This window comes from Streptomyces yunnanensis (assembly GCF_029011865.1).
In the GTDB taxonomy this organism is placed as follows: domain Bacteria; phylum Actinomycetota; class Actinomycetes; order Streptomycetales; family Streptomycetaceae; genus Streptomyces; species Streptomyces yunnanensis.
The window spans coordinates 4072334-4088810 of sequence record NZ_CP095749.1 but is presented as its reverse complement, the minus strand read 5'-3'; the positions used below and the strand labels follow the sequence as shown (position 1 = coordinate 4088810).

Genomic DNA, 16477 nt, shown 5'->3' with positions numbered 1-16477 from the left:
CGGAGGGGCGTGCGGTGGCGGAAGCGGCGTCGGTGGATGAGGGGCGACTGGTCGCCGGGCGATATCGCCTGGTTGAGCGGATAGGTCAGGGCGGGATGGGCACCGTCTGGCGGGCCCGGGACGAAGTCCTCGGTCGTCAGGTGGCGGTCAAGCGTCTGCACGTCTCGCCCCAACTGGACGCGGACGAACTGGCCACCCGTCACGAACGCACCACCCGGGAGGCGCAGGCCGCGGCGCGGATCAACCACCCCAACGTCGTCAGCGTCCACGACGTCGTGGACGACGAGGGGTCGCCGTGCATCGTCATGGAGTACGTCCCCTCCGCGACGCTCGGCGACGCCATCAAGGAGGCCACCGGGTCCGGCACTTACCTCACGCCGCGGGAGACCGCCCGGATCGGCCGCGGCATGATCGCCGCGCTGCGTGCCGCGCACTCCGCCGGTGTGCTGCACCGCGACGTCAAACCGGGCAACGTCCTGCTCGGTGAGGACGGCCGGGTCGTCCTCACCGACTTCGGGATCGCCGTCGCCACCGGGACCTCCACCCTCACCAAGACCGGCGAACTGGTCGGCTCCATCGACTACCTGGCCCCCGAGCGGGTCAAGGGCTCGACGCCGGGGCCCGCTTCGGACCTGTGGGCGCTGGGCGCGACGCTCTATCAGGCAGTCGAGGGCAAGCCCCCGTTCCGCAAGAACACCGCCGTGGAGACCGCGTACGCGATCGCCGTCGATCCGCTGGAGGCGCCGCGCAACGCCGGTCAGCTCACCGCGCTGATCGAGGCGCTGCTCGCCAAGGAGCCCGGGGACCGGCCCACCGCCGAGGTCGTCGAGCAGGCGCTGAGGGCGGCCGAGGCCGAGGCGGACACGGCGTTGATGGGCTGGCCCACCCTGGCCCTGGGCACGGTCGGCCGCGGCCGGTCCACCGGGGGCGGGATCTCCGAGATGCCCACCCGGACCGTGGCGCACGCCGGCACACCGGTGGCCGCCGAGAGCGGCACCGGGACGACGGGACACACGGACACCGGCGCGACCACCGGGAGCGCCGCCGAGGCCGGCGGCCAGACGGCGGCGGCGCCCGATGCCGCGGCCGCCGAGGCCACCGGCCCGGTGGCCGTGACCGACGGCGTTGCCCCCGCCACGGCCCCCACCACGGCCACCGGCGACCGTACGGACGTGCTCCCGTCCGGCCCGGCTCCCCGTAAGCGCCGTCGGGGCCGGATCGTGGCCTGGGTCGTCGCCGGCCTCCTGGTCACCGGGGGCGGCGGGGGCACGGCCTGGTACCTGACCCACCGCGACGACGGAACCACCGCAGAGGCAGGCGACGGAGCCTCCGTCGCGCCCGTGGTGCCGCACACCAGCGTCTCCCCGCCACCGCCCACGCCCCAGGGCTACCGCCGGGCCACGGAGAAGGACATCGGGGCCTCCTTCCCCGTGCCGTCCGGCTGGAAGCGGGACGTCCAGGACAACGGCCGGCAGATCGTCTACATCTCCGAGGACGGGTTGGTCCAGCTGACGATCAGCTGCCTGGACTTCGCCTCGGCGGACCAGGTGGAGCACTTCAAGAGCCTCGAAGCGGACGTCAAGAGCCGGTACCCCTACACGCGGCTCCGCCTCCAGGACACCATCTTCCAGGGCGACCCGGCCGCCATCTGGGAGTTCTCCTTCCAGGGCCGGGCCCGCGAGTACCGCGGCATCGACCTGGGCTTCGGCCGCGAGGGCGGCAAGGAGTACGCCATCTACGTCTCCGCGCCGTCCGCGAACTGGTCGAAGTACGAGCAGGTCTTCGCGAACGTCAAGGACGGATTCCGGAGGACCTCGCCGACGGGCTGAGCGGCCCGCGGGGGAACCCCGAGCAAGCTCAGGGACGGGTTCAGGGTCGACCCTGATGTCCCGGACCCGGCCGGCGTGTGACGATCTGAGGCATGACCACAGCGCCCCCCCGCGCCGAGACGAGCTACGCCCCGGCGCCGGACCCCGACGACCCGCCCGTGCGCAAGCTCTACCGCAGCGCCGAGGGGCGGCTCCTCGGCGGTGTCGCGCGCGGTCTCGCGGGGCACCTCGGGCTCCCGGTCACCTGGGTGCGGATCGTCTTCGCCGCGCTCTTCATGGCCGACGGCATGGGCGCCCTGCTCTACGCCGCGTTCTGGTTCTTCGTGCCGCTGGGCGTCGGCGGCGTCGAGACCCGGCAGCCCGCGGCGGGGGAGGACCGGCGGCGACTGCTGGGCCGTAGGCCCGACAAGGGGCAGCTCGTCGCGCTGATCGCGCTTCTGGTGGGGGCGGCGATCGTGGCCTCCCGGTTCCAGCCGGGCCGGGCCAACGTCTACCTCTGGCCGGTGCTGTTGATCGGCGCCGGTGTGGCCCTGGTCTGGCGCCAGGCGGACAACTCCCGGCGCGCCCAGTGGCTGGAGCTCGGACGTCGCAACAAGGGCCTGGTGCCGATGGTGCGCGGCGCCGCCGGGGTGCTCCTGGTCGGCGCCGGGGTCACCGGCATCGTCGTGCTCCAGGGCTCGGTGCAGAACCTCGGCTCGGTGCTCCAGGCCGCGCTCGCCGTCGTCGTCGGCATCGCCCTGCTCGCCGGCCCCTATCTCGTGCGGATAACCCAGGACCTCTCCGAGGAACGCCTGATGCGCATCCGCGCCCAGGAGCGCGCCGAGGTCGCCGCGCACGTCCACGACTCCGTCCTGCACACCCTCACCCTGATCCAGCGCAACGCCGACGACCCCCGGGAAGTGGCCCGCCTGGCCCGCGCCCAGGAGCGCGAGCTGCGCGCCTGGCTCTACAAGCCCGAGGGCCGCGGCAAGGACGAGGACGAGGAGCCGACGACGCTGGCCGAGGCCGTGCGGGCCGCCGCCGCCGAGGTCGAGGACCACCACGGCGTCCCCCTGGAGGTCGTCGTGGTCGGCGACTGCCCGCTGGACGAGGCGCTCGGCGCCCAGATGCAGGCCGCACGCGAGGCGATGGTCAACGCCGCCAAGTACGGTGGCGAGGGCGGCGCGGTCCAGGTCTTCGCCGAGGTGGAGGGCCGCACGGTCTTCGTCTCGGTGCGCGACCACGGCCCGGGCTTCGACCTGGACGCGGTCCCCGCGGACCGGATGGGGGTACGGGAATCCATCATCGGCCGGATGGAGCGCCACGGCGGCACCGCCCGGCTGCGCGCCGCGCCCGACGGCGGCACGGTCGTCGAGCTGGAGATGGAGCGCACCGAGGACCGCGAGCGCACCGAGCGCCGCACCGGAGGAGAGGGGGAGCCGGAATGAGCGCGGCGCACCTCCCACCCGCCCCCGGGGGCGATGCAGGCGGCCACGGGCCTCTGGGACACCGCATCCCGGGGCCGGGGGATCATGACGGGGCAGACACCGAAGGACGGACGGACGACATGAGCAGCGACGACGCACAGCAGGGCGAGGCCGGCGGCGAGGACCAGGGCCGCACCGTACGGGTCGTGCTGGTCGACGACCACCGGATGTTCCGGACCGGCGTCCAGGCGGAGATCGGCCGGACCGAGCAGACCCGGGTCGAGGTGGTCGGCGAGGCCGCCGACGTCGACCAGGCGATCACCGTCATCACCGCCACCCGCCCCGAGGTCGTCCTCCTGGACGTGCACCTCCCCGGGGGCGGCGGCGTCGAGGTGCTGCGCCGCAGCGCCGCGATGATGGTCGACCCCGAGCGGCCGGTGCGGTTCCTGGCGCTCTCGGTCTCCGACGCGGCCGAGGACGTCATCGGCGTCATCCGCGGCGGCGCCCGCGGCTATGTCACCAAGACGATCACCGGCACCGACCTGGTGGACGCGATCTTCCGGGTGTCCGACGGCGACGCGGTCTTCTCGCCGCGGCTGGCCGGCTTCGTCCTGGACGCCTTCGCCTCGACGGACGCGCCGCCGGTGGACGAGGACATGGACCGCCTCACCCAGCGCGAGCGCGAGGTGCTCCGGCTGATCGCCCGCGGGTACGCGTACAAGGAGATCGCCAAGCAGTTGTTCATCTCCGTGAAGACGGTTGAGTCACATGTCTCGGCCGTCCTGCGCAAGCTCCAGCTCTCCAACCGCCATGAGCTCACCCGCTGGGCGGCCGCGCGGCGACTGGTCTGACCTGCGGTTTCGTTGTGCAGGGGGTGCACGGGGGCGGATGACCGGGAGCCGCCCCCGGAGCGCAGGGCGCCGACGGGGCGTGTAAAGAAGCGCTCAAGCCGGGCAACCAGGATCGCGCGGATCGCCATCTAAGGGCGCGGAGAGGCTCGCTGCCCGATGGCGGGGCCGGAACCACGCCCACGCCCTGCGCCGCACACATCCCTGGAAACGAGATCCCGATGAGCCTGACGGGTACGCCCTTCTTCCTCTTCTCGATCCTGCTGCTGATCGTCGCCGTCGTGCTGCCGTTCGCCCTGTGGGGACGAGTGGCCGGGCCGCGCCTGGTACGGATCGTGGCACGGCTGTTGATGCTGCTGTTCGCCCAGATCACCGCCATCACGGTGGTGTTCGTCATGGTCAACAACGCCAACAACCTCTACGACAGCTGGGGCGATCTGCTCGGCACCGGCAACCACATCGACCAGGCCCGGAACCTCGGCGCGGACGGCCTGGGCGGCAAGAACCTCAAGGACGAGCCCAAGGTGCTCCAGCACTTCCGGCCGGCCGACGACCCGGTGCTGGGCGCCGGCGTCCAGATGACCGACCTCAAGGGCCAGATCTCGGGCGTCAACGGCGAGGTGTACGTCTGGCTGCCGCCGCAGTACAACGACCCCGCCTACAAGAACAAGAAGTTCCCGGTGGTCGAGCTGCTGCCCGGCTACCCCGGCTCCGCCAAGTCCTGGTTCGGCTCGCTCAAGGCCAACGAGCAGCTCGGCTCGCTGATGCAGAGCGGGGCGGTCAAGCCGTTCATCCTGGTGGCGCCGCGGACCAACGTCCTGTCCAACGCCGACAGCGGCTGCGTCAACATCCCCGGCAAGGTCAACGCCGACAGCTGGCTGACCGTCGACGTCCGCCAGATGGTGATCGACAACTTCCGGGCCGGCGACAAGCCGGACTCCTGGGGCCTGGCCGGCTACTCGGCGGGCGCCCACTGCGCCACCAAGCTGGCGCTCGCCCACCCGGACCGGTACCGCGCGGCCGTCGGCATGTCCGGCTACAACGACCCGGCCATAGAGCGTGATTCGCTCGCCGGCAAGGACCCCAAGCTGCGCGTCGAGACCAACCCGATGCACATCCTCAAGGCTGCCAACGAGGCCGGGAAGCCGCCCCGCACCGCGCTGTACATCTCGGGCGCGAGCGGTGACGGCTACCAGGCCGGCACGGGCCTCAAGGAGCTCGCGAAGAACCCGACGACGGTGACCGTCCAGCAGATCTCCTCGGGCGCGGGCGGCCACACCGTGCCGGTGTGGAAGCGCCAAGTGCCGGAGATCTTCCGGTGGTTCGGCCTGTACCTGCGGGGCTAGGGCCTGCCGCCCCCGCCCGCCCGCCGGCCGGCACCCCGACGCGTTCGCGTGGGGCCGTCCGGGCCGGACGGGCGGGTTTCTGCTCTGCGGGGCGTCCGCGCGGGCGTCCGCTATGCCGGGCGGGTCGCGCCCGCGAAGGGCAGGCGGTCGAGCGGGGCGATCTCGACGGGTGCCCCCGGATGCGGGGCGTGGATCATCTCGCCGCCGCCGACGTAGAGGCCCACGTGGCTGATGCCGGAGTAGAAGAACACCAGGTCCCCGGGGGCGAGTTGGGGCCAGTCGACGCGGGTGCCGGAGGTGATCTGGGTGTAGGTCGTCCGGGGCAGTGTGACGCCGCCGGCCCGCCACGCGGCCAGGGTCAGGCCCGAGCAGTCGTAGGCGGCCGGGCCGGTCGCGCCCCAGGCGTAGGGCTTGCCGAGGGCGCCGTGGGCGAAGGCCACCGCCCGGGCGGCGCGGTCGCCGGGCGCCGGGGCGGGCGGCGCGGGTGCGGCGACGGCCGGTTCCAGGGCGCGCGGCAACGCGTACGCCGGGCGGCGCGGGGCGGCGGCCTCCGGGGAGCGCTCCGCGGTGGCGACGGGGTGGCCGCCGAGCCGGCGGACGCTGCCCAGCCGGCGGGCCCAGCCGGAAACCGCGGTGGCCTGGTGGCTGCCGGTGCGCTCCAGGACCGTGGCGCCGTCCAGGTAGCGCTGCGGGTCCGCGGCGAGCAGCAGCCCGGTGCGGGCGGTGCGGGCCGTACGGGGCCCGGCCGGCGGGGGTGCGAGCGGCGGCCGCTCACCGGCCGTGTGGTGCGACGCCATGGCGGCCGTCACTTCCTTCCCTGCGGGCGGATACGACCGGCGGGGTACGGGCCCGGTCGCCTGCAGGAGGAAGCTAGGCCCGGTGTCGCCGTCGGGAACCCCCTTGCCCGGCATTGCCCGATTCCGACCGCCACCGTGCGGGGGATGAACGGCCCGAAGGCCGGGGGAGGGCCGAGGGGCGGTGGGCCCTGACCGAAGCGGGCATCACGGGCGCCCTGCCGGAAAGGGCGTGCTATGGGGCGGATACGATCCAGCACTATGGACGTAGTAATCAATGTCTTCGTCGCCCTGCACATCATCGGCATCGCCTCCCTCCTGGGCGGCTTCCTGACCCAGATGAAGGCGATGGGCGCGGGCACCGCCCGCTTCGTGCCGGCCATGCTGCACGGCGCGCTGACGATGCTGGTCACCGGCATCGTCCTGGTCGGCCTGAACCAGATGCAGGACCACTCGCTCAACAACATCAAGATCGGCATCAAGATGGCCGTCCTGGTGGTGATCCTGGCGCTGGTCTACGTCAAGCGCGACGAGGAGAAGCTCCCCAAGCCGCTCTTCGGCGCGGTCGGCGGACTCACCATGCTCAACATCTTCATCGCGGTGCTCTGGACCTGAGCCGCCTGCCCGGCCCCGGGCCCCGCATCGCCGCAGCGACGACTCACCGCGCGGTCATCCCGCTCCGTACTTCCCAAAGACGGCGGATGACCGCGCGGCGGCGTGTGGGGGGTGGTTCATGACGGGCGCGCGGCGCGCCCGTGCGCCGGCTACGCGGGCCGGACGCTGCCGTAGATCGGCATGCCGTAGATCGACTCCACCCGGACGCTGGCGCCCGGGTGCGGGGCGTGGATCATCTCGCCGCCGCCGATGTACATCCCGACGTGGCTGATGTCGTTGAAGAAGAACACCAGGTCACCGGGTTGGAGATCGCTGCTGGAGACCCGGGTGCCGACCTTGACCTGGTCCCAGGTCGTGCGCGGCAGATCGACCCCGGCGGCCCGCCACGCGGCCTGCGTCAGCCCCGAGCAGTCGTAGGAGCTGGGCCCGGTCGCGCCCCAGACGTACGGCTTGCCGATCTGGGAGCGGGCGAAGGCGAGCGCCTTCCCGGCCTTGGTGGAGTACGAGCCGCTGTCGGAGCTGCCGCCCCCCGAACCGGTGCCGGTCCCTGAGCCGGCACCGCCGCCGGGCTGCTGCTGGCGCTGCTGGGCCTCCTTGCGGGCCTCCTCGGCGGCCTTGCGCTGGGCCTCCGCCTCCTTCTGGCGCTCCAGTTCGGCCAGCCGCGCCTTCTCCTGGGCGGTCAGCCGGGACAGCAGCTGCCGGGCCTCGGCCAGCTTGGACTGAACGTTTCGCTTGGTCTCCTTCAGGGTCTCCTGCGACTGCTGGAGGGCCTCCAGGCTGTGGGTGGCCTCCGCCCGCTGACGGGCGGCGGTCGCGGCCTGGTCCTCGTAGTCGGTGATCGCCTGCTTCTGCCGTCCGGTCAACTGCTCCATCAGGTGGTTGCGGTCGACGAACTGCTGCGGGTCCTTGGCGAGCATCAGCTGGGCGGTCGGGCTGATCCCGCCGGTCTGGTACTGCGCCGAGGCGAACGCGCCCAGCCGGCGGCGGGACTCGTTCATCTTGTCCGCGAGCCGGGCAGCCTCGTCGAGGAGGCGGTTCACGGTGCGCTGCTGGCCGTCCGCCTTCTCCTTGGCGCCGTTGTACTTCTGGGTGGCCACCTCGGCCTGCCGGTACAGGTCGTCGACCTTCTGCTTGACCTCTCCGATGGAGGGCTGCGGCGCATTCGGGGCGGCGTTCGCGGTCTGCGAGAGCAGCGTGACCGAGGCCAGCGCCGCGGTGGTGAGCCCGGCCGCGGTGCGACGGCCGCCGGGCGTGGCGAGTATGGGGGTGCGCGGCTTGCGATGGGACGCCAAGGCCGGCGACTCCTTCCGTGGACCGCCTACCGGGTTAGCTGTCGGGTTCGGGCGGTGTGCTGACGGAAGGCTTGCCCTACGACCGCTGCGTCCGCCTGGCGACGGCCGCACCGGTCGATTCACCCCAGTGGTGCTTGTGGGTCCCCGGCTCCGGGTGCCTGACGGCAGGACCGGACTCGGCGGGGGCGGCCCGTGCGGACGCTGTCGTCCGCGGGGACAGCGGGCTGCCCGAGCGAGACCGTAGCCAACTCGTGTGGCTCCTGTGAAGGCTGATGTTCGATATGCCCGAAACCTTTTCGTGACCTCACGGTGAGTGTCGCCACGTTTCCGGGCACGAGCGCACAAGTTACCGCCCCGGCCGGCGCAGTACCGGGGCAATCCGCCACTCCGGGACCGGTTGTCAGTGCGGCGGCCTAGACTCGGTGGGCGATGAGCAGCCTCTTTGACGACAGCTTCCTGGCGGACCTCGGCCCCCCGGACGAGGAGCCCCCGCCCCCGCCCGAGGACGAGCCCGGCCCGGCCCCCGAGGACGTGCCCGCCGACCTCTTCGGCGGCAAGTTCGACGCGCCCGTGACCAGGGAGTCCTACTACCGCGACGGTGCCGCCCGCCCGGCCATCGACCCGGCGGCGCTCCTGGAGGGGCTCAACGACCAGCAGAAGGCCGCCGTCGCGCACAGCGGCAGCCCGCTGCTGATCGTGGCCGGCGCCGGCTCCGGCAAGACCCGGGTGCTCACCCACCGGATCGCCCACCTGCTCGCCGAGCGCCACGTCCACCCCGGCCAGATCCTCGCGATCACCTTCACCAACAAGGCCGCGGGCGAGATGAAGGAGCGCGTCGAGGAGCTGGTCGGCCCGCGCGCCAACGCCATGTGGGTCTCCACGTTCCACAGCGCCTGCGTGCGGATCCTGCGCCGGGAGTCCAAGCGGCTGGGCTTCACGTCGTCCTTCTCGATCTACGACGCGGCCGACTCCAAGCGCCTGATGGCCCTGGTCTGCCGCGACCTCGACCTGGACCCCAAGCGCTTCCCGCCCAAGTCCTTCAGCGCGAAGATCTCCAACCTCAAGAACGAGCTCATCGACGAGGAGACCTTCGCCGGCACGGCCGCCGACGGCTTCGAGAAGACCCTGGCCCAGGCGTACGCGATGTACCAGGCGCGGCTGCGCGAGGCCAACGCCCTGGACTTCGACGACATCATCATGACGACGGTCCACCTGCTCCAGGCGTTCCCGGACGTCGCCGAGCACTACCGCCGCCGCTTCCGCCACGTCCTGGTCGACGAGTACCAGGACACCAACCACGCCCAGTACACCCTCGTCCGCGAGCTGGTCGGCCCTGGCACAGACGACATGCTCGCCGCCGAGCTGTGCGTGGTCGGTGACGCCGACCAGTCGATCTACGCCTTCCGCGGCGCCACGATCCGCAACATCCTCCAGTTCGAGGAGGACTACCCGGACGCCACCACGATCCTGCTGGAGCAGAACTACCGCTCCTCGCAGACGATCCTCTCCGCCGCCAACGCCGTCATCGAGCGCAACGAGAACCGCCGCCCGAAGAACCTCTGGACGGACGCCGGCGCCGGCGCCAAGATCACCGGCTATGTCGCCGACACCGAGCACGACGAGGCCCAGTTCGTCGCCGACGAGATCGACCGGCTCACCGACGCCGGCGACGCCAAGGCCGGCGACGTCGCGGTCTTCTACCGCACCAACGCCCAGTCCCGGGTCTTCGAGGAGATCTTCATCCGGGTCGGGCTGCCCTACAAGGTCGTCGGCGGCGTGCGCTTCTACGAGCGCAAGGAGGTCCGCGACATCCTCGCCTACCTCCGGGTGCTCGCCAACCCCGAGGACGCCGTCCCGCTCCGCCGGATCCTCAACGTCCCCAAGCGCGGCATCGGCGACCGCGCCGAGGCGATGATCGAGGCCCTGGCGCTGCGCGAGAAGATCACCTTCCCGCAGGCGCTGCGCCGGGTCGACGAGGCGTACGGGATGGCCGCCCGCTCCGCCAACGCCGTCAAGCGGTTCAACGCCCTGATGGAGGAGCTGCGCACGATCGTGGAGTCCGGGGCCGGCCCCGCCACGGTCCTGGAAGCGGTCATGGAGCGCACCGGCTATCTCGCCGAACTCCAGGCGTCCACCGACCCCCAGGACGAGACCCGGATCGAGAACCTCCAGGAACTCGCCTCCGTGGCCCTGGAGTTCGAGCAGGAGCGCGGCGAGGGCGAGGCGCCGGAGGGTGCCGCCGCGGGCCCGGGCACGCTCGCCGAGTTCCTGGAGCAGGTCGCCCTGGTCGCCGACTCCGACCAGATCCCGGACGAGGACGAGGAGGGCTCCGGCGTCATCACGCTGATGACCCTGCACACCGCCAAGGGCCTGGAGTTCCCGGTGGTGTTCCTGACCGGCATGGAGGACGGCGTCTTCCCGCACATGCGGGCGCTCGGCCAGACCAAGGAACTGGAGGAGGAGCGCCGGCTCGCCTACGTCGGCATCACCCGCGCCCGCGAGCGGCTCTACGTCACCCGCTCCACGATGCGCAGCGCCTGGGGCCAGCCCTCGTACAACCCGGCCTCCCGCTTCCTGGAGGAGATCCCCGACGCGTACGTGGAGTGGAAGCGCACGGGCCCCGCGACGCCGTCGGCGTCCATGGGCGGCCTGTCGTCGCGCGGTTCCTCGGGCGGCGGAGGGCTCGGCGGCGGCATCGGGGCGTCGCTGTCCTCGGCGCGCGCCAAGGGGCCGAGCGGGTTCGCGACCCGGCGCGCGGCGGACCGCCCGGTGGTCGCGCTGGCCATCGGCGACCGCGTCACCCACGACAGCTTCGGGCTCGGCACGGTCGTCGCCGTCAAGGGCAGCGGGGACAACGCCGAGGCGACCATCGACTTCGGCGGCGAGAAGCCCAAGCGGCTGCTGCTGCGGTACGCACCGGTGGAGAAGCTCTAGCCGCGCGGACAGCGCGGACAGCGGGAACGGGCAGGGGCCTGCCGCGGTGTGCGGCAGGCCCCTGGGCGCTCGTACCGGGGTTCAGTACGGGTTGAGGTCGTGGGCGCGGAGCCACGGTATCGGGTCGATCGCCGAGCCGCCGCCCGGCCTGACCTCGAAGTGCAGGTGCGGGCCGGTGGAGTTGCCGGAGTTGCCGGAGTAGGCGATGGTGTCGCCGGCCTTGACCGTGCCGGAGCGGACCTTGGCGCTGCTCAGGTGGCAGTACCAGGTCTCGGTGCCGTCGGGCGAGGTCACGATCGCCATGTTGCCGTAGGCGGAGTTCCACTGCGTGCGGACGGTGCCGTCGGTGGCCGACATGACCGGGGTGCCGTAGCTGACCGGGAAGTCGATGCCGGTGTGCACCGACATCCAGTTCACCCCGGCCTGGCCGAAGAGCGCGCTCAGGCCGTGCTGGGTGACCGGCAGCACGACCTTGGGGCGCAGCGCCTCCTTGCGGGCCGCCTCTTCTTCCTTGCGCTTGCGCTCGTCCGCCTGCCGTTGCTTGAGGTCCAGTCGCTCCTGGGTGCGGCTGGCCCGCTCGCGGAAGTCCTGGGCGCTGGCGCTGAGTCCGGCGAGCTGGCTGTCGAGCTTCTTGTTGGCCGCCGTCGTCCGCTTCGCGGCACCAGCGTCCGGTGCGGCCTGGGTCGTCGTGCCGTCCTTGTCGTCCCCGCCGAACTGGCTGACCGAGGCCGCGGCCGCCGCGCAGACGCCCATCGCGGCGACCGAGGGCACCGCGACGGTCAGCAGCGCCGAGCGCTTGGCCTGGCGGCGCCGGCCGCGACCGCGGACCGCCTTGCCCGCCGGGGGACCGTCGACCCGCAGAGGGGCGTCGTCGTCCGGGACGGCGGTGTCGGGCATCGCCTGGATGGGCATCGCCTGGGTCATCGCGTCGGCGATCGACGAGGGGGCGGGCGCGAGGGCCTCGGCGGCGGACGCGTCGGTGGCGTCGTGCTCGTCGGCGGCGCCGGCGGTCTCGGGGGCGAACGCCGCGAGGGGCTGGTCCCACAGGACGGTGTCCTCGACCGGGACGGTGTCGTCCGCGGGCGGGCCCGCCTGGGCCGGGATGCCCGGGGCCGGGGCGGGCGACGGGGCGGTGCGGTCGGTGTGGTCGGCGTAGTCCGCGGTCGACCAGACCGCGGTGGCCTCGTAGCCGATCGGCTCCTGGACGGCGGTGGCGGCGGCCGCGAAGGAGGCGGTGTCGTAGGCCGCGGTGCTGTAGCCGGTGTCGTAGGCGGCGGTGTCGTACCCGGTGGTGGGGTAACTGCCGGTGTCGTAACCGGCGGTGAGGCCGCCCCCGGAGCCGTACGCGGTGCCGGGGGCGTAGCCGGCGGTGTCGTACGCCCCGCCGTCGAAGCCGTGCGTCCCGAAGCCACCGGTGTCGTAGCTTCCGGTGTCGTAGCTTCCGGTGCCGTATGCGGCGCCGCTCCCGTGGGCGGCGGAGTCGTAGCCTCCGGCGAGCCCGTAGGCCGCGGTGTCGTACCCGGTGCCGTACGGGGCGGTGGTGTCGTAGCCGGGGGCGTGGTAGCCGGTGTGCGCGTACGGGTCGTAGCCGGTGGTGCCGTAGGCGGCGGTGTCGTACCCGGTGGTGGGGTAACTGCCGGTTCCGTAGGCGTCGGTGAGGTGGTCGCCCACGGGGTGGCCGCCGGTGCCGTAGCCGCCGTGGTCGTGGCCGCCGGGGTGCGCGCCGAAGAGGGGGTCACCGTCGCCGTATGCCGCGTGTGCGTAGGAGGCATCGGAAGCGGGGGCGGTCGGAAGCTGAGCCCCCGACGGGTGACGGTCGTCCACCAACTTCTCTTTCGCCTCGGCTGCAGGAGAATTAGCGGCGACTGTACCCGGCGGTACACGACGGCGACAATCTTCCCGAAGTCCCGGGCTCGGCGAGGCCGGGCATTTGGCCGCCTTTCGGCAGTACGCAGGCCACTTCTTGCGCGTTCTTGGCGGCTCGTTCGAAGATTGTTCTACGCGGTGGCCGGGGTATGACGAGGGCGGTCGCGCGGGCGTCGGGGGATTGCCGCCCCGGTCGCCGGTCAGGCCACCGATATCGCGCCCTGCGCGAACGGGACCGCTTCCGTGGCCGCCAGCGCCTCCCGAATCCGCGCCGCCACGGCCGCGTTGACCGGCAGCGCGAGGTGCCCGACGCCGCTGACCCGGACGTTCTCCACATGCAGGTCCGGATGATCGATCCGGGCGGTCGTGGCCGGCACCATCACCTGGTCCTCCTCGCTCCAGAAGGCCACGAAGCGCGTCCGGCACCGCGGCGCCGGCAGCGCCAACTCCGCGATCACGGCGGAGTCGGGGCGCATCTGCCGGACGATCGGATGCGCCGACATCAGGGGCGCGACGCGGGTGCCGGCATGCGGGGTGCCGAGCGTGACCAGCGTCCGGACCCGTTCGTCGCCGCCGCACCGCTGCACGTAATAGCGGGCGATCAGGCCGCCGAGACTGTGCCCGACGAGATCCACCCGGCGGTGTCCGGTCCGGGCGCAGACCTCTTCCACGTGGCGGCCCAACAGCTCGGCGGCGCGGCGCAGATCGCAGGTCAGCGGGGAGTAGTTGAGCGCCTCGACATGGCGCCAGCCGTGGCGGTACAGGGAGCGGCGCAGCAGGACGAAGACCGAGCGGTTGTCCACGAAGCCGTGCAGGAGCAGGACCGGCGGATGGGCGCGGCCCTCGGTGGGCAGGCGGGTCGGGGGACCGGCCGCGGGGGACGCGGTCGGCGGGCGCTCCTGGGCGATCCCGGTCGGATAGAGGAGGAGATGAGCGGTGAGCACGCCCAGCTCCACGAGCGTGGTGCGCAGCAGAAGAGGTGTGGAGAGAACAGGCAGAGCCCCCATGGCCGACCTCCCGAACGGCATGCGGGAGGTGACGACGACCCCCGAATGCCCTTGTGGGAAGCCGCGAGCGGCGATGGCGGTGCGGCGGCGGCCCCGCGGGCCGACCGGGCTGCGGCTCCCCGGGCGCCCGGCCCGTGTGTGCGGCGCCGGCCGTCCCTGGCGGCGGCGGACACGCGGAACGCGGCGCGTGGCGAATGTGTCCCGTGTGTGATTTCCCCCTCGCCGGATGTCACGAAACGGCTGCGTACGGGATGCTGTAGATAACGTTCGTTCACGCTCGTGGCCGCCGGTTCGCGGTGGCGCGACCGGATGTCGGCTCGGCGGCATCGCCCTGGCGGTGCCGCGCATGGCTTGGAGGCAGTGATGAGTGTGGCGCGGCAAGACGGGGCGCAGGCGGAGGGCCAGGGCGCGGCGGGCCGGTCGGGGCCGATCCGGGTCGTCGTCGCCAAGCCGGGGCTCGACGGGCACGACCGGGGCGCCAAGGTCATCGCCCGGGCGCTGCGGGACGCCGGTATGGAGGTGATCTACACCGGGCTGCACCAGACGCCGGAGCAGATCGTCGACACCGCGATCCAGGAGGACGCCGACGCCATCGGGCTGTCGATCCTCTCCGGTGCCCACAACACCCTCTTCGCGAAGGTGCTCGCTCTCCTGGAGGAGCGGGACGCGACGGACATCAAGGTCTTCGGCGGCGGCATCATCCCGGAGGCGGACATCGCCCCGCTGAAGCAGCAGGGCGTCGCGGAGATCTTCACGCCGGGGGCGACCACCGCCTCGATCGTGGAGTGGGTCAACGCGAACGTCCGCCCGCTGGCCGTCTGAGCGGGCGGTCGCCGGCGTCATGACGCCTCCCCGGCGAGCTCGGCGTGCATGGCGGCGCGCAGGCGGAGGGTGCCGACCAGGCGCTGGAACGCCTCGGACCAATAGCCGCCGGAGCCCGGGGAGGCGCCCTCGGGCTCGTCCGTGACCGCCGTGAGCATCTGCAGCCGGTCGGCCGCCGCCGGATCCAGGCAGCGCTCGGCCAGGCCCATCACCCCGCTGAAGCTCCACGGATAGCTGCCCGCGTCCCGGGCGATGTCCAGTGCGTCGACCACCGCCCGGCCCAGCGGCTCGGCCCACGGCACCGCGCAGACGCCCAGCATCCGGAACGCGTCCGCGAGGCCGTGGACGGCGATGAACTCGGAAACCCAGCCCGCCCGTTCGTCGTCCGGGAGCACCGTCAGCAGCTTCGTCAGGTCCCGGGAGGAACCGGCCGGCGCCAGCTCGGCGGCGGCCTGGCCGGGGTCGCCGGGCGCGCCCAACAGGGCCCGCGCCCAGTCCGCGTGCCGCTGGCGCACCGCGGCCCGGCACCACGCGTCGTGCAGCTCCGTCCGCCAGTCGCCGGCCACCGGGAGCGCGACGAGCTCCGCCGGGGAGCGCCCGCCCAGACGGCCGGGCCAGCGGTCCAGCGGCGTCGCCTCCACCAACTGGCCCAGCCACCAGGCGCGTTCCCCCCTCCCGGAGGGCGGCTGGGGGGCGACGCCGTCCCGCTGCATCCCGGCGTCGCAGGCGCCCGGCGGATCGACCACGAGGACCTCGGTGGCGGTGGCGTCCCCGGGGGCCGGCCGGGCCAGGCGGACGCAGACCAGGCTGCGCTCGGCCATCCGGGCCGCGAGCGCGGAGCCGGGCAGGGCGGAGAGGAGCTCCGCAGCGGTGGTGCGGACGTTGCGGCTGCGGTCGGAGAGGGCCTGCTCCAGGAACGGCTCGTCGCTCGGCGTGAGCGCCTCGCCGAGGGAATCCAGGAACATCAGACGGTCCTCGGCGCGCTCGGTCGCCCAGGTGGCCGCGAGCAGCGCCAGGCCGGCCCGCGGATCGCGACGCCGCAGCGACGTCAGCAGCGCGACCCGCTCCGCGAACAGCCCCTCCTCCCACAGTCGCCGGACCGCCTCGGGGGCGTCGGCGCCCGGCAGCGACAGCGGGCCGCCGATGCCGCGGAGCGCGAACCTCCAGTCGTCGTTGAGCCGGGCCAGCCACAGGCCGCGGGGGCCCGCCAGGGCGAGCGCGGCGGGCCGTAGGTCGGTGCGGGACCGGGCGGCGTCCAGCAGTGCGGGCAGCAGTGCCTCGGGGGCGCGGTAACCGCGTCCGTCGGCGGCGGCCAGCCACTGGGGCAGCAGCTCGGTGAGGTCGGGATCGGTGCCGCGCCGGCTGCCGGAGCCGGGAGCGCGGTCGGCGAGCAGCAGCGCGAGCCGGCGCCGGGCGGCCGGCGGCAGCGGGGGCCGCGGATCGGCGGGGGCCGGGGCGGGCCGCTCGGCGGCCGGGGCGGGGCGGAGCGCGGAGCGCCGCCGGACGGTGCCGACCGCCGCCGCGTCCAGCAGCGCCGCCGCGGGGGTCTGCCCGTCCCGTACGGCCACCGGCGGGGTGCGCCGCTCGGCCCCGAGGAGCGCGGCGCTCACCAGGTCGGGCCAGGCGCCGGGAGCGGCTGCGGTGGGGATGGCTGTGCTGGGGGTGGGGGATGGGGTGGGTGTGGTCGGCATGCCCTGCCTCCGGATGAGGGTGGTGCA

11 protein-coding genes, 1 pseudogene and 1 riboswitch are annotated in these 16477 nt (G+C 73.3%); of the genes and pseudogenes, 7 read left to right on the top strand and 5 right to left on the bottom strand.

The features are described from left to right. Positions 1-14: 14 nt before the first annotated feature. The 4 genes from MOV08_RS17445 (at position 15) to MOV08_RS17430 (ending at position 5429) form a co-directional block, all read left to right on the top strand. The gene (locus MOV08_RS17445; RefSeq protein WP_275308003.1) at positions 15-1829 is read left to right on the top strand and encodes a serine/threonine-protein kinase; all 1815 of its coding nucleotides are present in this window, start codon (positions 15-17) and stop codon (positions 1827-1829) included. 92 nt (positions 1830-1921) lie between these two features. Then, a complete protein-coding gene (locus MOV08_RS17440) occupies positions 1922-3256 on the top strand; it encodes an ATP-binding protein (protein ID WP_275308001.1) in 1335 nt (444 codons plus the stop codon). A gap of 119 nt (positions 3257-3375) precedes the next feature. Further along, entirely contained in the window at positions 3376-4086 is a 711-nt protein-coding gene (locus tag MOV08_RS17435) for a LuxR C-terminal-related transcriptional regulator (RefSeq protein ID WP_275308000.1), read from the top strand. Positions 4087-4304: 218 nt separating this feature from the next. Then, on the top strand, positions 4305-5429 hold the full coding sequence (locus MOV08_RS17430) for an alpha/beta hydrolase (protein WP_205366323.1): 1125 nt from the start codon (positions 4305-4307) through the stop codon (positions 5427-5429). Positions 5430-5539: 110 nt separating this feature from the next. Here MOV08_RS17430 and MOV08_RS17425 read toward each other — a convergent pair. Further along, a pseudogene (locus tag MOV08_RS17425) lies at positions 5540-5896 on the bottom strand (C40 family peptidase); the annotation flags it as partial. A 588-nt stretch (positions 5897-6484) separates the two neighbouring features. Here MOV08_RS17425 and MOV08_RS17420 point away from each other — a divergent pair. Beyond that, a complete protein-coding gene (locus MOV08_RS17420) occupies positions 6485-6838 on the top strand; it encodes a hypothetical protein (protein WP_016577317.1) in 354 nt (117 codons plus the stop codon). Positions 6839-6987: 149 nt separating this feature from the next. Here MOV08_RS17420 and MOV08_RS17415 read toward each other — a convergent pair whose 3' ends face one another. Further along, on the bottom strand, positions 6988-8130 hold the full coding sequence (locus MOV08_RS17415) for a C40 family peptidase (RefSeq protein WP_275307998.1): 1143 nt from the start codon (positions 8128-8130) through the stop codon (positions 6988-6990). Positions 8131-8138: 8 nt separating this feature from the next. Then, positions 8139-8307, bottom strand: a riboswitch (cyclic di-AMP (ydaO/yuaA leader). 252 nt (positions 8308-8559) lie between these two features. Here MOV08_RS17415 and pcrA point away from each other — a divergent pair. Further along, the gene (gene pcrA / locus MOV08_RS17410) at positions 8560-11064 is read left to right on the top strand and encodes a DNA helicase PcrA (protein ID WP_275307996.1); all 2505 of its coding nucleotides are present in this window, start codon (positions 8560-8562) and stop codon (positions 11062-11064) included. Between the two features lie 81 nt (positions 11065-11145). Here pcrA and MOV08_RS17405 read toward each other — a convergent pair whose 3' ends face one another. After that, entirely contained in the window at positions 11146-12888 is a 1743-nt protein-coding gene (locus MOV08_RS17405; protein WP_275307995.1) for a peptidoglycan DD-metalloendopeptidase family protein, read from the bottom strand. 242 nt (positions 12889-13130) lie between these two features. Next, the gene (locus tag MOV08_RS17400) at positions 13131-13937 is read right to left on the bottom strand and encodes an esterase/lipase family protein (RefSeq protein WP_275307994.1); all 807 of its coding nucleotides are present in this window, start codon (positions 13935-13937) and stop codon (positions 13131-13133) included. A gap of 363 nt (positions 13938-14300) precedes the next feature. Between MOV08_RS17400 and MOV08_RS17395 the strand changes: the two genes are divergently transcribed. Further along, positions 14301-14759 (top strand): cobalamin B12-binding domain-containing protein, encoded by a 459-nt coding sequence (locus MOV08_RS17395; RefSeq protein WP_052286768.1) that lies wholly within the window; start codon positions 14301-14303, stop codon positions 14757-14759. A 17-nt stretch (positions 14760-14776) separates the two neighbouring features. Here MOV08_RS17395 and MOV08_RS17390 read toward each other — a convergent pair whose 3' ends face one another. Beyond that, a complete protein-coding gene (locus MOV08_RS17390; protein ID WP_275307993.1) occupies positions 14777-16450 on the bottom strand; it encodes a DUF5691 domain-containing protein in 1674 nt (557 codons plus the stop codon). Positions 16451-16477: the final 27 nt, after the last annotated feature.

Bases quoted from the DNA above. Each gene is read 5' to 3' on its own strand.
- MOV08_RS17440 (WP_275308001.1), top strand. From the start codon at position 1,922: ATGACCACAGCGCCCCCCCGCGCCGAGACGAGCTACGCCCCGGCGCCG.
- MOV08_RS17435 (WP_275308000.1), top strand. From the start codon at position 3,376: ATGAGCAGCGACGACGCACAGCAGGGCGAGGCCGGCGGCGAGGACCAG.
- MOV08_RS17430 (WP_205366323.1), top strand. From the start codon at position 4,305: ATGAGCCTGACGGGTACGCCCTTCTTCCTCTTCTCGATCCTGCTGCTG.
- MOV08_RS17420 (WP_016577317.1), top strand. From the start codon at position 6,485: ATGGACGTAGTAATCAATGTCTTCGTCGCCCTGCACATCATCGGCATC.
- pcrA (WP_275307996.1), top strand. From the start codon at position 8,560: ATGAGCAGCCTCTTTGACGACAGCTTCCTGGCGGACCTCGGCCCCCCG.
- MOV08_RS17400 (WP_275307994.1), bottom strand. From the start codon at position 13,937: ATGGGGGCTCTGCCTGTTCTCTCCACACCTCTTCTGCTGCGCACCACG.
- MOV08_RS17395 (WP_052286768.1), top strand. From the start codon at position 14,301: ATGAGTGTGGCGCGGCAAGACGGGGCGCAGGCGGAGGGCCAGGGCGCG.
- MOV08_RS17390 (WP_275307993.1), bottom strand. From the start codon at position 16,450: ATGCCGACCACACCCACCCCATCCCCCACCCCCAGCACAGCCATCCCC.